12 protein-coding genes are annotated in these 19,261 nt (G+C 49.6%); 9 read left to right on the top strand and 3 right to left on the bottom strand.

From position 1 onward, the window contains the following. Positions 1-26: 26 nt before the first annotated feature. The 6 genes from E0496_RS04000 to E0496_RS03975 all read left to right on the top strand — a co-directional run bounded on the left by E0496_RS04000 (position 27) and on the right by E0496_RS03975 (position 13,249). Complete coding sequence (locus E0496_RS04000) at positions 27-1,652, top strand: type 2 periplasmic-binding domain-containing protein (protein WP_141500381.1); 1,626 nt, start codon at positions 27-29, stop codon at positions 1,650-1,652. Between the two features lie 29 nt (positions 1,653-1,681). Next, entirely contained in the window at positions 1,682-2,659 is a 978-nt protein-coding gene (locus tag E0496_RS03995; RefSeq protein ID WP_206669706.1) for a Gfo/Idh/MocA family protein, read from the top strand. A 31-nt stretch (positions 2,660-2,690) separates the two neighbouring features. Next, positions 2,691-6,506 carry a malectin domain-containing carbohydrate-binding protein gene (locus tag E0496_RS03990; protein ID WP_141500379.1) on the top strand — a complete coding sequence of 1,272 codons (3,816 nt, stop codon included), beginning with the start codon at positions 2,691-2,693 and terminating at the stop codon, positions 6,504-6,506. A gap of 38 nt (positions 6,507-6,544) precedes the next feature. Further along, positions 6,545-7,606, top strand: a complete 1,062-nt coding sequence (locus E0496_RS03985) for a Gfo/Idh/MocA family protein (RefSeq protein WP_141500378.1) — start codon at positions 6,545-6,547, stop codon at positions 7,604-7,606. A 69-nt stretch (positions 7,607-7,675) separates the two neighbouring features. Next, positions 7,676-10,438: an alpha-mannosidase gene (locus E0496_RS03980; protein WP_141500377.1), complete on the top strand. Its 2,763-nt coding sequence runs from the start codon at positions 7,676-7,678 to the stop codon at positions 10,436-10,438. A gap of 93 nt (positions 10,439-10,531) precedes the next feature. Further along, positions 10,532-13,249, top strand: a complete 2,718-nt coding sequence (locus E0496_RS03975; protein WP_141500376.1) for a glycoside hydrolase family 38 N-terminal domain-containing protein — start codon at positions 10,532-10,534, stop codon at positions 13,247-13,249. Between the two features lie 575 nt (positions 13,250-13,824). Here E0496_RS03975 and E0496_RS03970 read toward each other — a convergent pair. Beyond that, entirely contained in the window at positions 13,825-14,703 is an 879-nt protein-coding gene (locus E0496_RS03970; protein ID WP_141500375.1) for an AraC family transcriptional regulator, read from the bottom strand. Between the two features lie 128 nt (positions 14,704-14,831). Here E0496_RS03970 and E0496_RS03965 point away from each other — a divergent pair, with 128 nt between their 5' ends. Continuing rightward, positions 14,832-15,608, top strand: coding sequence for a phytanoyl-CoA dioxygenase family protein (locus tag E0496_RS03965; RefSeq protein WP_141500374.1), 777 nt, complete (start codon positions 14,832-14,834; stop codon positions 15,606-15,608). Between the two features lie 241 nt (positions 15,609-15,849). Here the strand turns inward: E0496_RS03965 and E0496_RS03960 are convergent, their stop codons facing one another. Both E0496_RS03960 and E0496_RS03955 read right to left on the bottom strand, forming a co-directional pair. Continuing rightward, positions 15,850-16,905, bottom strand: coding sequence for an HD-GYP domain-containing protein (locus E0496_RS03960; RefSeq protein WP_141500373.1), 1,056 nt, complete (start codon positions 16,903-16,905; stop codon positions 15,850-15,852). Positions 16,906-17,176: 271 nt separating this feature from the next. After that, positions 17,177-17,911 carry a molybdenum cofactor biosynthesis protein gene (locus tag E0496_RS03955; protein WP_141500372.1) on the bottom strand — a complete coding sequence of 245 codons (735 nt, stop codon included), beginning with the start codon at positions 17,909-17,911 and terminating at the stop codon, positions 17,177-17,179. 102 nt (positions 17,912-18,013) lie between these two features. On the opposite strand from E0496_RS03955, the gene moaA reads away from it, so the two are divergent. Both moaA and E0496_RS03945 read left to right on the top strand, forming a co-directional pair. Continuing rightward, entirely contained in the window at positions 18,014-19,015 is a 1,002-nt protein-coding gene (gene moaA / locus E0496_RS03950) for a GTP 3',8-cyclase MoaA (RefSeq protein ID WP_141500371.1), read from the top strand. Positions 19,016-19,023: 8 nt separating this feature from the next. Then, a complete protein-coding gene (locus E0496_RS03945; RefSeq protein ID WP_141500370.1) occupies positions 19,024-19,239 on the top strand; it encodes a hypothetical protein in 216 nt (71 codons plus the stop codon). Positions 19,240-19,261: the final 22 nt, after the last annotated feature.

Raw genomic sequence — 19,261 nt, 5'->3', positions numbered from 1 at the left:
TATAACAACAAAAGGGTGGTAGTCCAATGAAAAAAAGCATTAAGCTCGTTACTATGCTTCTGCTTATTAGCATGTTGGCCGCAAGTCTGGCCGCGTGCTCTAAAAATGAAAATAATGAAAGCGCTACAAAAACGAGCGACAAGCCAGAAAACACGGTGGGCGAGGAAACGAAGGAAGAGCCGTTGAAGATCAATCTCATGTATATGCATACTTATGACAATGCGCCTAAGCAGGACAATCGGATGCATGAGTGGCTGCTGGAGAACAAAAACCTCGATATCCAGATTACGGCTGCGAATACGAAAACGCCGGCAGATAAAATGAATACGATGCTCGCTAGCGGCGATATTCCCGATGTTGTCAGCATCCTGACCGATGACATTAATAACGGCATTGCCAACAAATGGGCTGAAGCAGGCTATATTATCGATATGGGGCCGTGGCTGGATAAATATCCGGATCTCATCAAATACAGCGATCCGGCTTTCAATCAGGTGACTTATGCCAGCAAGAAGGATGGCAACATGTATATGATTCCGGGCAACCCTGCAGGAAACAGCGAAATCATGACATTGAATGTAGGCCCTATGATCCGTGAGGACTGGCTGAAACAGGTGGGGATGGAGGCGCCCAAAACGATAGATGAGCTTTATCTGGTTCTAAAAGCATTCAAGGAACAGATTGGGGATGTGAACGGCAAGCCGATTATCCCTGCATCGTTCGATAATTTCCGCCAATTTCTGATGTATTCCTGGACGGGTAACTGGTTCAATATTTCAGAGGACTACAAGAGCATGCACTGGTGGTTCAATGATCCGAAGATCGAGGAATATATGGTATTCATGAACAAGCTCTACAAAGAAGGTTTGCTGGACATGGAGACGATTACGCAGCAGCCTGCGCAATACCAAGCCAAGCTCAGCTCAGGACGCGTAGGCTTCACGATCAATACGAACGGTCCTATGGATACGGCGAACGGAGTGCTGAAAGCTGAGGATCCAGCCAAACGGTTTATTCCAAGCCCTCCGCTTCAGGTTCCCGGCTTAAAGATGCCAACGTACCAGGAATCCAACTTCTCGATGGCCACGGGCTTGGTTGTATCTAAGAAATTCGCCGAAAAACCGGGCAATGTGGAACGCTTGATGGAATATCTCAACTGGAGTATGAGCACGGAAGGGGCAACGATTCTAAGCACAGGCCCAGATGGCGAGTTTTATGTAAAGAATGCAGACGGGCTTCTTGAGCCTAAGCCAGAGGTGAAGGCGGAGCAGGATAAAGCGGACCGCAGCTTCGAGACTCGTTCCGGCATTAGTTATTACAATTTGCTGAGTGCCCCAGTTATTCCTAAAGCAACAGTTATGGCGGGTACCGATGAGTTAATTATGGCGCAAGACACTTGGCAGCCGGGTGTCAGCTTGCAGGATATTCCGTTTAATTTCTCTGGAACCGGCCAGGCATGGGACAAAAATTGGCCGAATTTGTGGCCGGAGATCAGCAAATGGGAAGCAAAAGCGATGTTTGCTTCATCCGAGCAGGAAGCCCGCAAAATTACGCAGGATATGCTGGAGAACTTTAAAAAAATCGGAGAACCCGAGGTTACGGCAGAGAAGCTCAAGCTGATAGATGAATATCTACAAAAAAATCCGAAGTAAAGCAGGGATTGGCATTGATGATTAATGTGGTGGCAATCGGATTGCGTATTCATGGCGAATACGCAATCCAAGAAATGTTGAAAGCGGAAAATACCAGGCTGGTAGCGATTATGGAGACGGAAGAACGCTGGAGCACGGTTGCCGAGCGGTACAATGTTCCTTTCTTTAGCGATTACCGGGCCATGCTTGATGAAGTCGAATGTAATACGGCAATCGTGTGCCTGCCCAATGACGAGAAGACAACTGCGGTGATCGAATGCTTGCGGTGTGGAATACACGCGATTTCCGACAAGCCCGTTTCGATCACGGAAGAGGAGCTTGACCTGCTGGAGAAGGAGGTTGCGGCTTCCCCTGCGGAATTTTCTGTGCTGCTGACCGAACGCTTTAATCCGCTTTATGTCAAGGCGAAAGCCATTATCGACAGCGGCGACATTGGCGACATTGCCGGCTGCATCATGATGAGGCCGCATGAATCCACGGCCCAACGTGAAGAGCCCTGGATGTATGACACTTCCCGCAACGGAGGATTAATCGTCGATCTTATGATCCACGATATCGATCTGGCGTTATGGATGTGCCGCAGTGAATTGGAGGAAGTGACAGCCAAGTCGCTGCACACCCGTTTTTTTGCGGATAAGCCGGATTATATCGACTTTGCACAGGCTCTGTTTACGCTTCGCAGCGGGGTTATCGTCCATGTGGAAGCCGATTGGCTGACGCCTCGCAATACTTCATGGGATTGCAGGATGCTGGTGATTGGCACCGATGGCACGGTCGAGGTGCTCACCAAGTCGGGTGAAGTAATCCTGTGCACGCATGAGGGCAATCATCGCAATGTTATGGTAGCCGATGCCCAGCATGATAGCGTTTGCCTGGATTTTGTCCGCCGCATTCGGGGAATTGAACCTTGCATTCTAAACTCGGAGGATTGCCTCGCATCGGCGAGAGCTGTGCTCCTAGCACGTAAATCTAGTGAGTCAGGGCGGTCTGAAGCCGCCCGCATATAACCCAATAGCGAATAAATAGGAGGCTTTGCGTATGTTGAATAGCCGATTGTTTAAGATGGTGCTGCTCTTCGCTTTTGTTGTATCAGGGTGGTTCGCTGCTACTCCACCGCCGCTCAAGGCGGCTGCTTTCCCTGTCATTTATACTTTTGATTTGCGTCAAGCTGCAAACGTCTTCAACACGGCTGAGAGCTATGACATCCGGCTGTTTGTTGCGACTCTCCAAGGAATCGTCAATCAAAAGGGGCCAAGGTTATATGTCTACAATTCTTTCTACGTACAGACACCAAGCATAACGGCCAGACAAGCTTGGCAGATTGACGAGAAATGGCTTGAAACCTTTCGTAAGCCAGGCCAATGGCTTAGCGAATATACGGTGACCCCCCTAGCTACTCTTGAGGATCTGGTCAATACGTTCCGGGCAGACTTGACAGGGCTTGCCGTATGGGACCCCAAAGTCGATGCAACGGCCAACGTCGCCACGACAATTGCCGGCGTCGAGCAAGCGCCTGCCGTTATGGGGGGAGGTAAGCTGTATACAAGGCTAACCACCTCACCGAACAGCCTTTCTGTGCAGCGCTCGCTTGCTGGACAATTTACTGGTCCCAACGCCAAGACGGATGCTTATGTATGGGCGAAGCAGCAGTATTTGGACACCGGGCTTGTCAATGCCGGGGTACTCGGATATATAGAGGATGCTTATGCCCGGCTGCCTCAGACCCACTCGCAGGAATATACGTCTGTCAGGGATATTCTCGTTATGCGGAAAGCCTTTGTGTTCGACCTCAGCCCGTGGGGAGACGAGAAAGCCTTCGATGCGCCCGACCAGACCCTGGGGAAGGATCGGGATACGATGCTGGCGATTCTACAATCGGCTTATGACATCCATGGCAAAGATAATATGATCGAGGTCTATGGCTTCTTTCCATGGTGGGACAAATATTCAACGTATGGGGGCAAGGGCAGTCATACGGAATTTGAAGGCGAGTGGAAAGTGGTAGAATATTTCTCCAAATACAATGCCGCGCTTGCCAGCATTATCGACACGATGGGCGATTCCAATATGTCTGTCCATTGGTGGGGACCCGCAGCGACGAATCTCAAACCAGCGGTTCAGGCGGGCAGCCGTCCCGTGCTGGAGAATAAAACGTATATATTGTGGGGAATGGGCGACCATGATGCGTCCACGGTCCATTATCAATTTCCTTATGTCTGGAATTCGGACCCTGCCCGGGGCAAGCTGCCGATCGCTTGGAACATTGCTCCGATCACGCGCAATGCACCGGATATTATGCAGTATTTGTATGATACGGCAACGTCGAACGATTATCTGGTTGCAGGCGCTTCTGGAGCGGGATATGCGAATCCTGACTACATCAAGGATAAGCCGGTCTGGTTAAAATGGAACCAAGAGCTGTTCCGCAACACAGGTTACACCATGTCGGGTTTCATCCTGAACGGCAATGCCGGTCTGGTCACGGCTGCTACTGAGCAAACCTATCGCTGGTTCTCCAATGATCTGGCTCTGTTCTACAATCCGAATCTGAATGCACCTAAGCCTGATGTCCGCAGCACGAATATGGTTGTGATGGGCGACAACGTTCCCATTGCCAATGGTGATGTGCAGGGGCAGGCAAACCATATTTATAACGTAACGGCAGCTCTGGCAAGCCCGGGCTCCGCACCTAATTTTCTATACATTAAGCCGGCATTCACTTCCATCGAATTTATCAATCAGGTCATGAAGAAAATTGCTGCCGAGCATCCCGAATACCGTTACGAAGCGGTTGATCCTTATACGTATGCCTCCCTGATCCGTCAGAAGGTCAAGGGCAGCTTGGCGGACGATGCTATCATTTTGGACACCCAAGTGCCGGATACGATGATCGTAGGGCAAAAATACCCGGTATCGGTCACTGTTCGGAATGTAGGAAGTGCGACATGGACGGCGGCCAGCTCGTTCCGGCTTGCGGCAACGACTGACAATACGCTGACATGGACGGATTTCACGGATAGCGGTTACTCGCTCTCCGCCGGCAATCAGCGTGCATTCCTTGCTTCAGGTGACAGCATTCAGCCGCAGGGGGCCAAGACCTTTACATTCCAAGTACAAGCGCCAGCATCTGCGGGCAGCTATCTATTCGGTTCGTCGATGATCCGCGATGGCGCCGGCTTGCTGGGCGATATGCAGAAGAAGACGATTCAGGTCATAGCCGCACCAGCCAAAGCTGCGCAAATTACAGCGGTAAGCGTGCCTTCTGCGATGACGGAGGAACAGACCTCTACCGTATCGGTTACTGTCAAAAATATAGGCACAGCAATCTGGACGGCTGCCGACAACTTTAGGCTGGCGGCAGTCTCCGGCAAGAATGATGTCATCTGGAGCGGATTTGCAAGCGGCGGGATCAGCACAAATGCAGGCAACCAGCGCGTATTCCTCAGTGGAACCGATTCCATCGCACCGGGCGCGAGCAAAACCTTTACCTTCACCATCGCTGCGCCGCGAACACGTGGCGTTTATACATTAGGCGTTTCAATGATTCAGGATGGAGTAGCCTTGTTTGGCGATAAGGGGCTGTATGACATACGGGTTTCTCCGAGCGGAGCCTTGGCCAAGAACGCGGTCAGCTTCAATGATGATATTCCTGAATATGCCGCACCGGGCGAGCAAATACCGGTTGCGATTACGTTCAAAAATACAGGAACCGCCGATTGGACGCGGGCAGCCAACTACACGCTGAAAAGCTCCAGCACCAATCAGTTGACTTGGGCAGCTTTCCCTTACGGAGGGGTTAGCAGCGGCGTAGCGAACCAGAAGGTTTATATGAACCAGAATGAACTAATTAAGACAGAGCAGTCGAAGACGTTCTCCTTCTTTATTCAAGCGCCGACAACTCCGGGTGCGTACACGCTCTCTATGCAAATGGATGATGGAACCGGAAGCTTCGGCGTATTGAAGTCATTCACCATTCATGTAGCAGGCCCAAGGGATGCCAAATTTACGGACTGGGATGTTCCAACGGTGATGGCAGCGGGGACCAAAGCTGAGATCAGCGTTGATGTGCAGAATGCAGGCGCGAATAACTGGACGGAGAGCAGCCTCTACCGCTTATCAGCCGGTTTGACCAATCAGTTTGTGTGGAGCGATTTTAGCCATGGGGGCTATAGCTTGAGCACGGTTAACCAACGGACTTTCATCCCAGGTTACGAAACGATTGCAGCTAATCAGCGCAGGAGCTTTGTGTTCAGTATCCAAGCTCCGTCTACTCCCGGAACCTATACCTTCAGTGCGAGCATGATTCAGGATGGCGTAACGGTATTCGGACCTACTAAATCGTGGACGATAACAGTCGTAAGTCCGTATGAGCAAAGAGTAAACGTAGGTGCAGCAGCAAGCTATACGGATTCTCTTGGTCAAGTATGGGCGGCGGATCAGCCTTATTCCGGTGCGAACACATGGGGTTATACAACCTCAACGTCAGCTGCATCAAGCACGGCAGACACCATAACCGGGTCGAGCGATCCTGCGCTTTATCAGTCGCAGCGTTATGGCAGCGGAGGCAATCCGTTCAGTTATAAATTCAATGTGCCAAACGGTACTTATCAGGTAAGTCTAGATTTTGCGGAAATTGTATTTACTTCCAGTGGGACGCGGGTGTTTAATGTCGATATTGAAGGGAAAAATGCGTTGTCTGGCTACGATATGTTTAAAACAACTCTCGGCCACGACAAAGCGCGCCGTTATGAATTCACTAAAATTGCCGTGAGCGATGGCGTGTTAGAAATTGATTTCTCCGCTTTGAGCGATGCGGCGGCAGTGAATGCGATCCGCGTCGTGCGGACCAACTAGAACCGTAAATATAGGTGACAAAGGTGGATTAGAACAAGATGAACAAAATCAAAGTGGGCATTGTGGGCAGCGGCTCCATTTCCAATTTTCATTTGAGGGCTTACCACAACAATAAACAGACGAAGCTTTACGCGATCTGCGACCTCAATGAGGAAAGGGCAAAGTCGCAAGCGGACCTTTATCAGATTGGGCAGATTTATACGGATTTTGTCCAGATGATCGCTAATCCGGATATTGATGCCATCAGCATCTGTACGTGGAATAACACTCATGCGGAGTTTGCGATCCGGGCTTTGGATGCCGGCAAGCATGTACTGGTGGAAAAACCGCTGTGCATGACCGTAGAAGAAGCGCTTCAGGTAGAGGAAGCCGTAAGAAGAAGCGGAAAACAACTGCAAATTGGTTATGTGCGAAGGTATGATCCCAACGCGCAAATGGTTAGGCAGTGGACAGAGGAAGGGGAGCTTGGAACGATTTATTACGCCAAGGCTTCCTGCTTGCGCCGACTGGGCAACCCTGGGGGGTGGTTTGCCGATAAGGAACGTTCAGGCGGAGGACCGTTAATCGATTTAGGCGTGCATATCATTGACTTGTGCTGGTTTCTGATGGGACGTCCTAAAGTGAAATCCATCAGCGGCAATACTTACCGGAAACTAGGCCAACGCTCTCATGTGCAAAATCTTTCCTTCTACAAATCTGCCGATTATAATCCGGAACACAATACGGTAGAGGATATGGCCAATGCGCTGATCCGCTTCGATAACGGAGCTTCGCTAATGGTAGATGTCAGCTTTACTCTGCATGCGCGGAAGGATGAAACTTCAATCCGTTTGTATGGCGATAAGGGCGGCATGGAAATTGAACCGGAGATTGCGCTGATTTCGGAGAAATCGAATACGATGGTGGTCGTACAGCCTCAGACGGATCATCCGAGCTTTGATGCTGACCGCGCTTTTCAAAATGAAATTGATCATTTTATCGACTGCTGCTTGTTGGGCAGCAGTCCTCTAAGCCCGGTGCAGGACGGCGTGGAAATGATGAAGATTTTATGCGGCATCTATGAATCAGCAGAGCATGGAATAGAAATCTATTTTTCATAACGATACAGCAGCCTTCAGGTTCTTACCTGAAGTGCTGCTTTTCATTAAGTGACAGGAGAGAATGGCTATATGAGCAAGAAAGGCAGAGGAATCGAAAAAATTCACGTGGTCTCCCAAACCCACTGGGACCGGGAATGGTACCAGGATTTTCAAGGCTTTAGAGCGCGGCTAGTTTATATGATTGACGAGCTGCTGGACCATATGGAGAACGATCCGGAGTACAAATACTACACGATGGATGGTCAAACCATTGTACTGGATGATTATTTGGAGATTCGTCCGGAGAATCGCGGTCGGCTGGAAGCGTTGATCCGCAGCGGTCGGATCGCCATTGGTCCTTGGTACGTGATGCCGGATGAATTTCTGGTCAGCGGGGAATCGTTGATTCGGAATCTTCAGAAGGGGATGGCACAATCGCGGGAGTGGGGCACGGAGCCGATGAAGTCAGGCTTTATCGTAGACATCTTCGGGCACAACAGCCAAATGCCGCAGATTTTGCAGGGCTTCGGCATCGATAATGCCGTCTTGTTCAGAGGCTTCGAAGGCGACGCTGATCCTTCTGAAATCTGGTGGGAAGGCGCCGATGGCAGCCGCGTTCTGGGTCTCAAGCTGGATGAGGACCGCTCGTACAGCGACTTTTATTTTAGCGTGCGCTGGCCTTTTTTTGATCGAGACGATGATTATGCGGGGAACCGGGAAGAGCTGATCAGACGCGTTCAGGAGTGGATTGCATACAAGAACAAGCGCAGCACGACAACGATTGGCATCGGCATGGACGGCGTGGATCATATGGAGATTGAACCACAGCTGACATGGCTGCTCAAGACAATTAATGAAGCAGAGGAAATTAATGTGGAGCTGGTTCACTCCAGCTTGGAGCTGTATCTGGCGGAGCTGCGCGGGAAGCTCGGGGACCTGCGGGTGTACAAGGGCGAGCAAAAAGCTCTTGCCTTAAACGGGGTCAATAATTGGGTACCCGAGAATACCTTATCTTCGCGTATTCATCTCAAGCAGCATAATCAGCACTGCGAGAACCTGCTAGAGAAATGGGCAGAGCCGCTAGGTGTCATGGCTTCGCTGGAAGGGCGCGCCTATCCGAAGGCATTCATCGACAAAGCATGGGAGCATCTGCTTCAGAACCATCCGCATGATTCCATTTGCGGCTGCTCGATTGACCAGGTTCACCGGGATATGATGTACCGTTTTGACCAATCCCGCCTCATCAGCGAACAGATGATTAAGGAACAGGCCCTTTTCATCGTCGATCATTTGCGAGCTGCGGACTTAAACGGCAATCAAGCTTTTACCGTGTTCAATGGTTCGCAGTTTGCGGTGAACGGCATAGTGACTGTAGAGCTTCCGCTCCCGGCGGGAGAGGATGCCGCCGTGGCCATGCGCGCGCTGGAGGGAGCCTCCTTCCGCATCTTCGATCACGAGCATCGGGAAGTTCCTTATCAATTGCTTGGCGCGCGTACGAACAGCGTAAACAGAATCAGGCCTTACCGCAAGCTGCCCCGTGCGGATATCGTCGACAAGCTAAGAATTGCGCTGCCTGTTGAGTTGCCAGCTATGGGCTACTCGACCTTTACTCTGGAGAAATATACGATTGAGAATCACGCTCCGCTAGCCTATAGCGCTCCTAAGCTTATCGGACCGGTTCGTTTTCCCGGATCGCTCCAGGCGGGGGAGAACCGTTGGAACAATGGCCGCGTCGAGGTGACTGTCGGAGCCAGCGGCACGATTGATGTGACGGATTTGCAATCCGGACACACCTACAGAGGTCTGCTGCTTATTGAGGATGAAGCAGACATTGGCGATGGCTGGAGCCATATAGCGCCGGTAGGCAACGCGAAGTTCCGTTCAACAGGCCTTGCGGCGGCGGTTGCTGCCGAGCACGATGGGCCTTATCAGGCTACCATTCGGATCCAGCTGACGCTTCAGCTGCCCCGAAGCATTAATAAGCAGGAAACCTCGCGCAGCGAGGAGTTTGTGGACGTACCGGTGATTACCTATATCACTTTGAAAAAAGATGATCCCGTGCTTTATTTCCGTACCGAAATCGTGAACACGGCACGGGATCACCGCCTGAAGCTGTTGTTCCCGACTGGCCTTGCCGCAGAGCATTATTACACCAGCACGCCGTTTGATCTGGTAAGAAGACCAATCAGCGTTGCCGACCAGTCCCATTATTTGCGCAAGCCCTTTGAGGTTGTGCCGCACAATGGCATCGTTGCCCTCCATGATCAGGAAAAAGGCATAGCGGTGTACACCAAAGGCTTGCATGAAGCGGTAGTACGAGATCATGCCGAGCGGACGATTGCTTTAACCTTGTACCGCAGCACCTATAAGGAAGTGATGACCGACGGCAGTGACGGCGGGCAATTGCTGGGACCGCTTGTGTTCGAGTATGCTCTCGGCATCTTCGGAACGGAACAGCCTGTCGAGGCCCGGTTGTGGAGAGAACATCAGCAGTTTGTGACCGGACTGCAGACCGCACATCGCAAATCCGGCAAGCTTTATAAGGAAACTCCGCACAGCAGGGCAGCAGATCTTCCCTTGCGCAAATCCTATCTTTCCCTGACGGGGGACGGGATGATCATCAGTGCTTTTAAGCTGGCGTCTGATGGGAACGGGTATATCGTCCGTTTATTTAACAGCGGGTCCGATCAGCAGGAAGCCGTCCTAACCATTGCAAGTCCGCTGACCTCGGCAGCGCTAGTGAATCTGGACGAGGCTCATCAGGAGTCACTAACGTTCAATGGGAATGCCGTTAAGCTATCGGCAGGACCTAAGCAGATCATAACCTTGCGCCTTGTCTTCGATAACGGATAGGCAATCTTGTGCGGCAAGGAAGGCAAGGGGTAGAAACATTATCAAGATTTTTGCCTTTTTTAGTAGAAAGGCTTTTGTAGGGGGAGGCCTATCATGGCACCGAAAAAAATCTATCATTTTATCTCACATACTCATTGGGACCGGGAATGGTATTTGCCGTTTGAACGGTTTCGCTACAGATTGGTCCAATTGATCGACAAGCTGCTGGACCTGCTGGACCGCGAGCCTGAATTTCATTATTTTCATCTGGATGGCCAGACGATTGTGCTGGAGGATTATTACGCTTTGCGTCCGGGGCATCGGGAACGCCTCGAGGGTTATATACGGCAGGGACGGATATTGGTGGGTCCTTGGTATCAGCAAAACGACTTGTTTCTTACAAGCGGGGAATCAACGGTTAGAAATCTGATGAAAGGTATAGCCCAGTCCCGGCAGCTCGGCAGCGAGATGAAGGTGGGATATTTACCCGACCACTTCGGCCTGATCAGCCAAATGCCGCAGCTATTCCGGGAGGTGGGACTGGATAACTGCGTGTTCGGACGCGGCTACGACCTTGCGGAGCATCCATTGCCGTTTTTCCGCTGGCAGGCTCCGGACGGCTCGGAGGTGGATGGCATGCTGCTGTATTTCTGGTATAACAGCGCTCAGCGGCTGCCTTCGGAGAAGGAAGCGATCGCCAGCGTATTCACTGGTATGAAGGAGCGGGAAGAAGCGGTAAACCCTTCCGGGCATTATGCGATGATGAACGGCGTCGATCACCTGGAGGCCCAGTATGATTTGCCAGATGTGCTAGCGAGTCTTCGGGATATCGCAGGCGAAGAAATCGAAGTGGTTCACAGTACACTGCCTAGTTATGTGAAGGGCGTGCAATCCTACATGCAGGAGCAGCAGGAGGGCATTCTGGAGACCATCCGGGGCGAGCTGCGGGAAGCCTTTGAATACAGTATTTTGGCGGGCACCTTATCGAGTAGAATTTATTTGAAGCAAGCGAATGTTCATTGCCATGACCTCGTGGAAAAATGGATCGAGCCGTTGTCGGTATTTTCCCAGCAATTGCAGTTGGATCCTTATGAAGCGGACACGATTGATTATTATTGGCAGCTGTACATGGAAAATCATCCCCATGACAGCATTTGCGGCTGCAGCCAGGACAGCGTGCATGACCATATGATGGATCGATTTAAGCGCTTGGAGGAATTGGCAGGCGAAATCATCGAGCGCAAGAAGACCATTCTAGCTAGGCAGATACAGGCCGATGACTATGATCTTCAGGATCAGAAGCTGGTGGTCTTCAATACTTCACAGCTGCCTTCGGGAGCCGTTCAGCAGACAGCGGTGTATTTCTTGGAAGAGGATCAGGTAACGGTTTTTGCGATCGAAGACGAAGAGGGACGCGCGATACCTTACCGAATCCTGTCGGAGCAAATCGTGCGTAAGCAGGTCATCAGCCCGATTAATCTGCCAGGCGTGCTTCGAGTGAAACGCGTGGATATTGAATGGCAGCCTATTGCGCCTGCGCTTGGTTATGCTGCTTACCGGGTACGTCCAGGCCGAGCGGGGGCCGTTATTCAGGAACGGTCCGATTTATTATCGACGCAGCCGTCGCTACCTGTGCTGGATAATGAATATTTAAGGGCGGAGCTCTTACCCAACGGAGCTTTCCATCTACATGATAAGCTCTCAAGTCTTACTTATCACGATCAGGGAGGTATTCAGGATACGGGAGACGGCGGAGACTTGTATGTCTTCAAGAACGTGGAGGGCGATATCCCAGCGATCTGGAACGATGCGGTATCTTTTGTGGAATGGACGAGAAATGATCTGTATGAGCAATGCGTTTACGAGTTTACTTGGGAGCTGCCTGAGAGCCTTGATGCCGCACAAATTAGGCGTTCTTCTCAGAGCATTCCTTGCGATTTCCGTGTGACGCTCCGGCTGGATCGGGGTTCTCGGCAGATTCAGATGAACGTTGAGCTGGAAAACCGGGTTAAGGATCATCGAATACGATTGCTGTTCCCAGGTATTGGTGCTGCCGATGATGTGCTGGCAGGCGGTCAATTTGATGTTATTCGGCGCCAGTGGGATGCGGGCAGCAGCTATCAGCGTGATGCCAATTCCCAGCCCTTCTGGAAATGGTTGGCTCCTATCCATGGAGCCGCAGGCTGCGCTATATTTGCCAAGGGGCTTCATGAATATGAAATGATAGATTCGGGCTGCACGGCAGGGATCACGATGCTAAGAGGCGTAGAAACGATTAATTTAAGGGAAGCAGCCCGGATGGAAGAGGATTTGCAGCCTAAGGGGCAGTGTCTGGGCAGTTCGGAAGTAAAGCTCGCTATTCGACCGTTCTCGCTGGATTCAGTTACGCCGACCCGTCTGTATCAGGAAGCAGAGCTATTTCATCAAGGGGTGGAGTGTAAGCTTCTGGCGCTAGATGAGGCGCGCTGGAACAAAGGAAGGGCATGGGTACAGGATACGATGCATAAAGGGGTTTTTATGGAAATCAACCCGAATGCCAACCGACCTAAGCTGCCTGCAAGCGGAAGCTACCTAAAGGTCGATGGCGAAGTCATGGTATCGGCGCTGAAGTGGTCGACAGATGGGAAGGGAGCGCTGCTGCGCGTCTATAATGTAGAGGAAGCGGATTCGCCTGTAACCGTCTCGGGAGATGGGCTGGACGGCGAGGTGAAAAGAACGAATCTGCTTGAGGAATGGCAGGAAACGCTGAAAGCGGAAATCGGACAGCTCAATGCTGTAGTAGCGGCGAAGAAGATTGTTACCTACCAGCTGCCCCAGCAGCAAAACTCTTAAGTTTGTCCTATTTTAGTCGGAATTCCTAGCCTATCCTATCATTTGGAATCCAATCAACTGGCGGCGTCAAGAGCGATCCTAAAGAATGATTCTCTCGTGCAGTAACTAAAACGTAAACATCAAGTCCAACTACTTTAAAATAATCAGAGATTCAAATTACTATAGTATATCGTTTTACACTTTCTCTGTGAGAGACCCAGCTTTCATGCTCGGGTTGCGGCTAAAAGATATAAGTATTTTTAAAGATGTAAGAAGCCTCGTCTATCTAGTATGGACGGGGCTTTCTGCGGTGATTTAAGGCGTGAAGATTCCCCAAAGGAGGCTGGTGACTGTCTTGCTGCAATGTTTAGATCGAGTGAACTCCGCTAGCTAACAAAGCCACATTTATGAAAAGTTTGCCTTCTCGGCGGTTTGATTATGTAAACAATTCTTCATTAGATATAAGCTATTTGTTTAAAAATTCGACCCCAATTAATTTAGCTGAAAAATTTCAGATATTTCATTTGAGAAGCGGATACCGCTAGTTTAGCGGGAGAAATTCCATCTATAAGAGTACTCCTAGCGGTGCGGTGCAATTAATGGCCAGCAGTCGCTTCTTCACGGAATCTTGCTGGCGTAGTGTTCATCAGCGCCCGGAAGGTCCGAGTAAAATAGTGTACCGATCCAAATCCGGTCTCCTCCGCAACCGCTTTTATAGATAGCTCGGAATGGCGAAGCAGGTGAGCGGCCTGTCGTATCCGCTGCATGCGGACATATTGCGAGTAGGATTCATATATATGCGCAGAAAAAATCCGGGATAAGTGCCGCGAGGATACATTCATATGGGAGGCAACCTTGCCAAGGGAAAGATCGTCATCGGACAAATTGTCGCGGATATAGAGCTTAGCCTGCTTGAGAATCAACGTTGAGCTGCGATAAACCGATGGTCGCTCGGCGGCCTTTCTCAGCCCAAATAAGGATACAAATGAAAAAAGAAGTGCACGGGCCAAATCAGGCAGAGAGGATTCCGGTATGGCCGGCTGGTCATCCGACCGTATTAGCAGAGAGCGCCAGAGCAGCGCAGAAGATAGATCGTCGCCATCCTGCTTGCATACGTCAGTCGTTTCGGCTAGCAGCTGGAAGGCTAAGCGCACCTCATCTGAGCATTTGCTTTCATCAAGCTCGAAGGCCACGTAAATCAGCTGCATGCCGTCAACGGACTGAATCTGGTGCGTAATATCCGGCCGCGAACAGAACAGGCTTCCTTTGCTTAACGGATAAAGTACACCGTCATCAAGATAAGTGCCCTCACCAGTTAGGACGTAACAAATTTCGAAAAAAGAATGCTTGTGCAGCGAATTGCTGAAATGCCGGGGATTCAGCCCCCAATAATGAACCGTGAATGCGGCATCTGCAGATGTAATTCGAGCGGCTTGCCTATTCAGCCTGGCTTCGCTCTCAATCCAGTGGTACAAGATACATCCTCCTTATGATGATGGCGTAAAAAGACAAAAGGTTGGCTCTATCAGCTAAAGATATGAACACGTCTACAAGTCATAATATACATAAGGTTAGCGAAACTAAAACAAATGGAGGTACTATCATGATTAAAGCACAGGATGTCGATTTTTACAACGAACAGGGTTATTTGCTGGTAAAAGGCGTGTTTAATCAAACGGAAGTTGAGGAAATGAGGTCGGCAGTTGGAAAGATCATCGACCGTGCGGCGCAGGTTCAGAAGGATACGAACCACGCGTGGCAGGGAGATTTTATGCCGAAGGAGGAGCTGAAGAAGCTTGTGCTTAAAGGTTTTCACGATGTGCAGTATCATGATGCATCTTTCATGCGGGCAATCGTCCATGCCAATATGACAGCCGTTCTATCGCAAATCATTGGTCCCAACGTTCAATTGCATCATTCCAAGATGCTGGTTAAACCGCCGGAGAATGGAGCCGCCTTTCCGATGCATCAGGATCATCCCTACTTCCCGCACGAGCAGCATACCATGCTGGCCGCCAGCGTTCATCTGGATGATGCCAATGTAGAGAACGGCTGTCTGCATGTGATTCCGGGTTCGCATAAGCAAGGTGAGATTCCTCATATCGGCAAGCATTACCTGAATGCCAAGGAATATCCGATCTCGATGGGTACGCCTTGCCCAGCAGAAGCCGGAGATGTTCTATTCTTCAACTATTTGACGATTCACGGATCACCAGCGAATCTCAGTGATCGGACACGTCGCAATGTGCTGTTCCAATACCGCAGCGCTACGGATTTCCCAACGGAAAACACACATATCAACTGGGGTCAGGGCTTGATGGTTTGCGGGGAGAACCCGAACTTCGACAATGCCAGCCCGAAATATAAGATTGAGGAATAAGCGTACGCCCAAGGAAGAATCATAAAAGCATAGAAGCATGCGATGGAAGAGTGCGGGGGAGTGTCCCCGCTCTTTTTCTTTTTGTTCTTAGGAAGTTCAATCTTATAAAGCTGGGTTAGAGAGGCTCTTAACGAAATGATTCGTTTGTTCTCGGCCCATTCAAACTAAATGCAGGCAGTGCGCAACAAGAAAAAAATCCTCCACAGCGATTCAAGATCGACGTGAAGGATTAGGTCTGCTTTTAAATGTAAACGTGCTGAATTTCATAATCGCGTTCGATCGACATGTCAATAAACTGATCATCGATTTGGATAAGAGGACGGAAAAATTCAGTAGGATGTGTCATGATAATCATGCCGCTTTCGCCGCTGACGAGGTCGATTTTTTTGCCGATAAAATTAGGCATCATATGCTTGATAAAGGTATGTGCGGTGTAGGGGTCCAGCTCTTTAAAGCTGAGACGATACAGTTCCTTAAGCACAAATAACAAATCTCTTTTCTCTTGATAGACACGCTGTGAAATCATGGCGCTGTAAATATCGACCACGGCAATAATTTTGGCTACGGGATGGATTTTATCTCCCGTTATGCCATGGGGATAGCCTGTCCCGTCATTTCGTTCATGATGCTGAAGCGCGCCAATGGCGACAAAAGGCTCATCAAATGACTTGTTAATAATTTCATGGCCATAAATCGTATGCTTCTTAACCTCTTCGTACTCTTCATTGCTTAGCCTGCCCGGCTTATTCAAGATATCGTCTTTAATCCGGCATTTGCCGATATCATGAAGAAAGCCAGCCTTGCCGATTTGGGCAGAATCTTCATCTGAATACCCGACCCAGGTGGCTAGATAATAGGACAGCATGCCTACCTGTACGGAATGCTGGTAGGTATAATCATCCTTCGTATTGAGCAGCAGCAGCATAGAAACGACATCGCGTTCCAACTGGAGATTGTTTAATAAGGGCTGAAGCATGGAGGAAACTTCAGAATCATCGATGATCCCTTGATCAGACGCTTTGGAAAATAAACTCTCGAAGCATTTGACAGCGTTTTCGTAAATGGGTTGTACGGTCGGGAGCCACTTTGGGTTGATCGTGGATTCCAGCGTGCGCTTCTCAGCTTCAGCGGCACTTCTCTCATCGATGTCGACATATTCAATTTGGTGTTGAAATAATCTTGATATCTCATGACTAAAAAGGATCGTTCCTTTGGAGAGTACATGAAGCCCATAATTGTTAAACGTATCATTGCTTAACTGGTCTCCATTTTGTAATTCTGTAACATGGACCCTCATCAAGACACCTCAATGTATTGTGATAACTAATGTACCTACAATAGTAACAATGAATGCTCAGATTGGCAATATGAGGGTATTGGAATAGCGACTAAATACCTAATATTTCAGCGGTAATAGATCTTGTTTTTCATTTGAACTTGTTAATCTACGAAAAAGGGAGCGTATTTCAATAGGACCATAGAAGAAGGTTGCAGGAATATAATTGAAGGGTGATTTGACGTCAAGCAAAATCACCCTTCAATTATAGCGGTTAAGGAATAAAAAGCTTTTAAAAATCGGTTAACTCATGGGTGGGATTCCAAGGTCCAAGCTGATGGCCCTTCCATTCGGATCCGTCTTCCCAAATCTCTTTTTTCCATATAGGCACCACTTGTTTTAAACGTTCAATTGCGTATCTGCTAGCCTCATAACAGCTGTTCCGATGGGGGGAAGACACAGCGATGACAACGCTCGTCTCGGCTAGGCCAACGACGCCTATACGATGGCTAATTGCACATAAAGCACCCTGCCATCGCTCCGCAATCTCATCGCCAATTTGCTTCATAGTTGCGATCGCCATTGGCTCATAGGCTTCATACTCGAGCCTAACTGTACGCTGTCCTTGCGTCCACTCACGGGTCGTTCCGACAAAAGCGATGGCAGCGCCATGTTCAGGAACGATCACTTTGGCAAGAACCGCATCGGAGCTGATCGCATCCGGCGTTATTACATAGCGTTCTGCTTGCTCCATAGCAGGCAACGGATGTTCCTCGCCCCCTGAAACGGGAGGCAGGAGGGCAAGCTCGTCTGAGGCGTGAAGAAGTGCATCTTCGGCAGCGTAGGCGTGATTGCACGCGATAAATGAAACATGGATGATCGCTTGATGTTCGGGATATAAGGCGGAGATAGCTGTCTTCAAATCATCTGCTTTCATCTGCCCTTCTACGCTTTCCAAGCTAATGATCTCTGTGCCTAGCCGCTCAGGCAAGCCTGCAAATAATTGGATAGTCCATTGATATGTCACGGTAGAATACCTCTCATCGTATAGGTTTAAAGCTGCTTCTAGAATATCATAATTGAAGAAAAAATGTTATGCTGATACGTAGACAGAAAGGGAGTGGGATTCATGCCGACATTGACGGATCGTTTTGGACGGGTACACGATTATTTACGCATTTCAGTAACTGATCGCTGTAATTTGCGATGTTTATATTGCATGCCTGAGGAAGGAATGGAATTCACGGAATCCGAAAACTTGCTATCTTACGACCAAATCGTAGAGGTTGTAGAGGCGGGCGCGGCTCTTGGCATTACCAAGCTGCGCATTACAGGCGGAGAACCCTTGATTCGTCCAGGATTGGACGGTTTAATTAGCAGATTGTCGGCCATTTCCGGCATTCGAGATATAGCATTAACCACTAACGGAATCTTTTTGGCGAAGCAAGCCGAAGCGCTTCGTGCAGCAGGCTTGAACCGAGTTAATATTAGCCTGGACACACTGGATTCATCTAGATTTCGTTTTATTGCAAGGCGAGGCGAACTGAAGAGAGTGATGGAGGGCATCGAAGCTGCTGCTGCTGTAGGCTTTAATCCAATTAAGCTCAACTGCGTGCTTTTGAAGGAAGTCAATGAGGATGAAATCGCTGCTTTTCTTAGGCTTGCCTATGAACAGCCTATGCATGTCAGATTTATAGAATATATGCCGATTGGCCACGCCGACGAAAACTGGAAAAAACACTATTTGTCACTCAATCGTGTATTAGAAGTAGCTGCGCAAGAGGGCTATGAGATTAGCCGAAGAACAAATGTACATGGAAACGGACCGTCTGACGATTGGCAGATGAAGGGGGCACGCGGCTCATTTGGCTTAATTCATCCCATTAGCGACCATTTTTGCAGCAACTGCAACCGTCTGCGCCTAACCGCAGACGGTTCAATAAAACCTTGTCTTTATTGGGTCGATGAACTCGATGTGAAGGAAGCCTTCGGTAAACCAGATGAAATGCAGCGCCTGCTTCTAAGAGCAATGGACATTAAACCGGAAAACCATGAAATGGCGGCTAAACTAGCGGATGGAGCACAAAGTCATGTGCCCACAGAACGGCGCATGTCACAAATAGGGGGCTGACGAGAATCATGCCAGACTTTAAAATCGACCATTTTGAGCTTGGAGTGCCTGAGGCGGAAGGTGAGGCGTTTGATCGGCATAGCTGGTATTCTGAGTGGCTGCTGCAGGCGGGCCGAGGAGAGGCCGGGATAACGCCTTCTCATTTGATCATCAAGGATCACAGCAGCAGGCAGAGGCCACCTATGGCTTTAAGCATACATTTTCTGCCCAAGATTTACGTATGAAAAAGTAAAATGTTTTGCAGCG

The organism is Paenibacillus luteus, assembly GCF_006542765.1.
GTDB classification, from domain to species: domain Bacteria; phylum Bacillota; class Bacilli; order Paenibacillales; family Paenibacillaceae; genus Pristimantibacillus; species Pristimantibacillus luteus.
This window is presented reverse-complemented; position numbering and strand designations above follow the sequence as displayed.

Bases quoted from the DNA above. Each gene is read 5' to 3' on its own strand.
- E0496_RS04000 (WP_141500381.1), top strand. From the start codon at position 27: ATGAAAAAAAGCATTAAGCTCGTTACTATGCTTCTGCTTATTAGCATG.
- E0496_RS03990 (WP_141500379.1), top strand. From the start codon at position 2,691: ATGTTGAATAGCCGATTGTTTAAGATGGTGCTGCTCTTCGCTTTTGTT.
- E0496_RS03985 (WP_141500378.1), top strand. From the start codon at position 6,545: ATGAACAAAATCAAAGTGGGCATTGTGGGCAGCGGCTCCATTTCCAAT.
- E0496_RS03980 (WP_141500377.1), top strand. From the start codon at position 7,676: ATGAGCAAGAAAGGCAGAGGAATCGAAAAAATTCACGTGGTCTCCCAA.
- E0496_RS03975 (WP_141500376.1), top strand. From the start codon at position 10,532: ATGGCACCGAAAAAAATCTATCATTTTATCTCACATACTCATTGGGAC.
- E0496_RS03965 (WP_141500374.1), top strand. From the start codon at position 14,832: ATGATTAAAGCACAGGATGTCGATTTTTACAACGAACAGGGTTATTTG.
- E0496_RS03960 (WP_141500373.1), bottom strand. From the start codon at position 16,905: ATGAGGGTCCATGTTACAGAATTACAAAATGGAGACCAGTTAAGCAAT.
- moaA (WP_141500371.1), top strand. From the start codon at position 18,014: ATGCCGACATTGACGGATCGTTTTGGACGGGTACACGATTATTTACGC.
- E0496_RS03945 (WP_141500370.1), top strand. From the start codon at position 19,024: ATGCCAGACTTTAAAATCGACCATTTTGAGCTTGGAGTGCCTGAGGCG.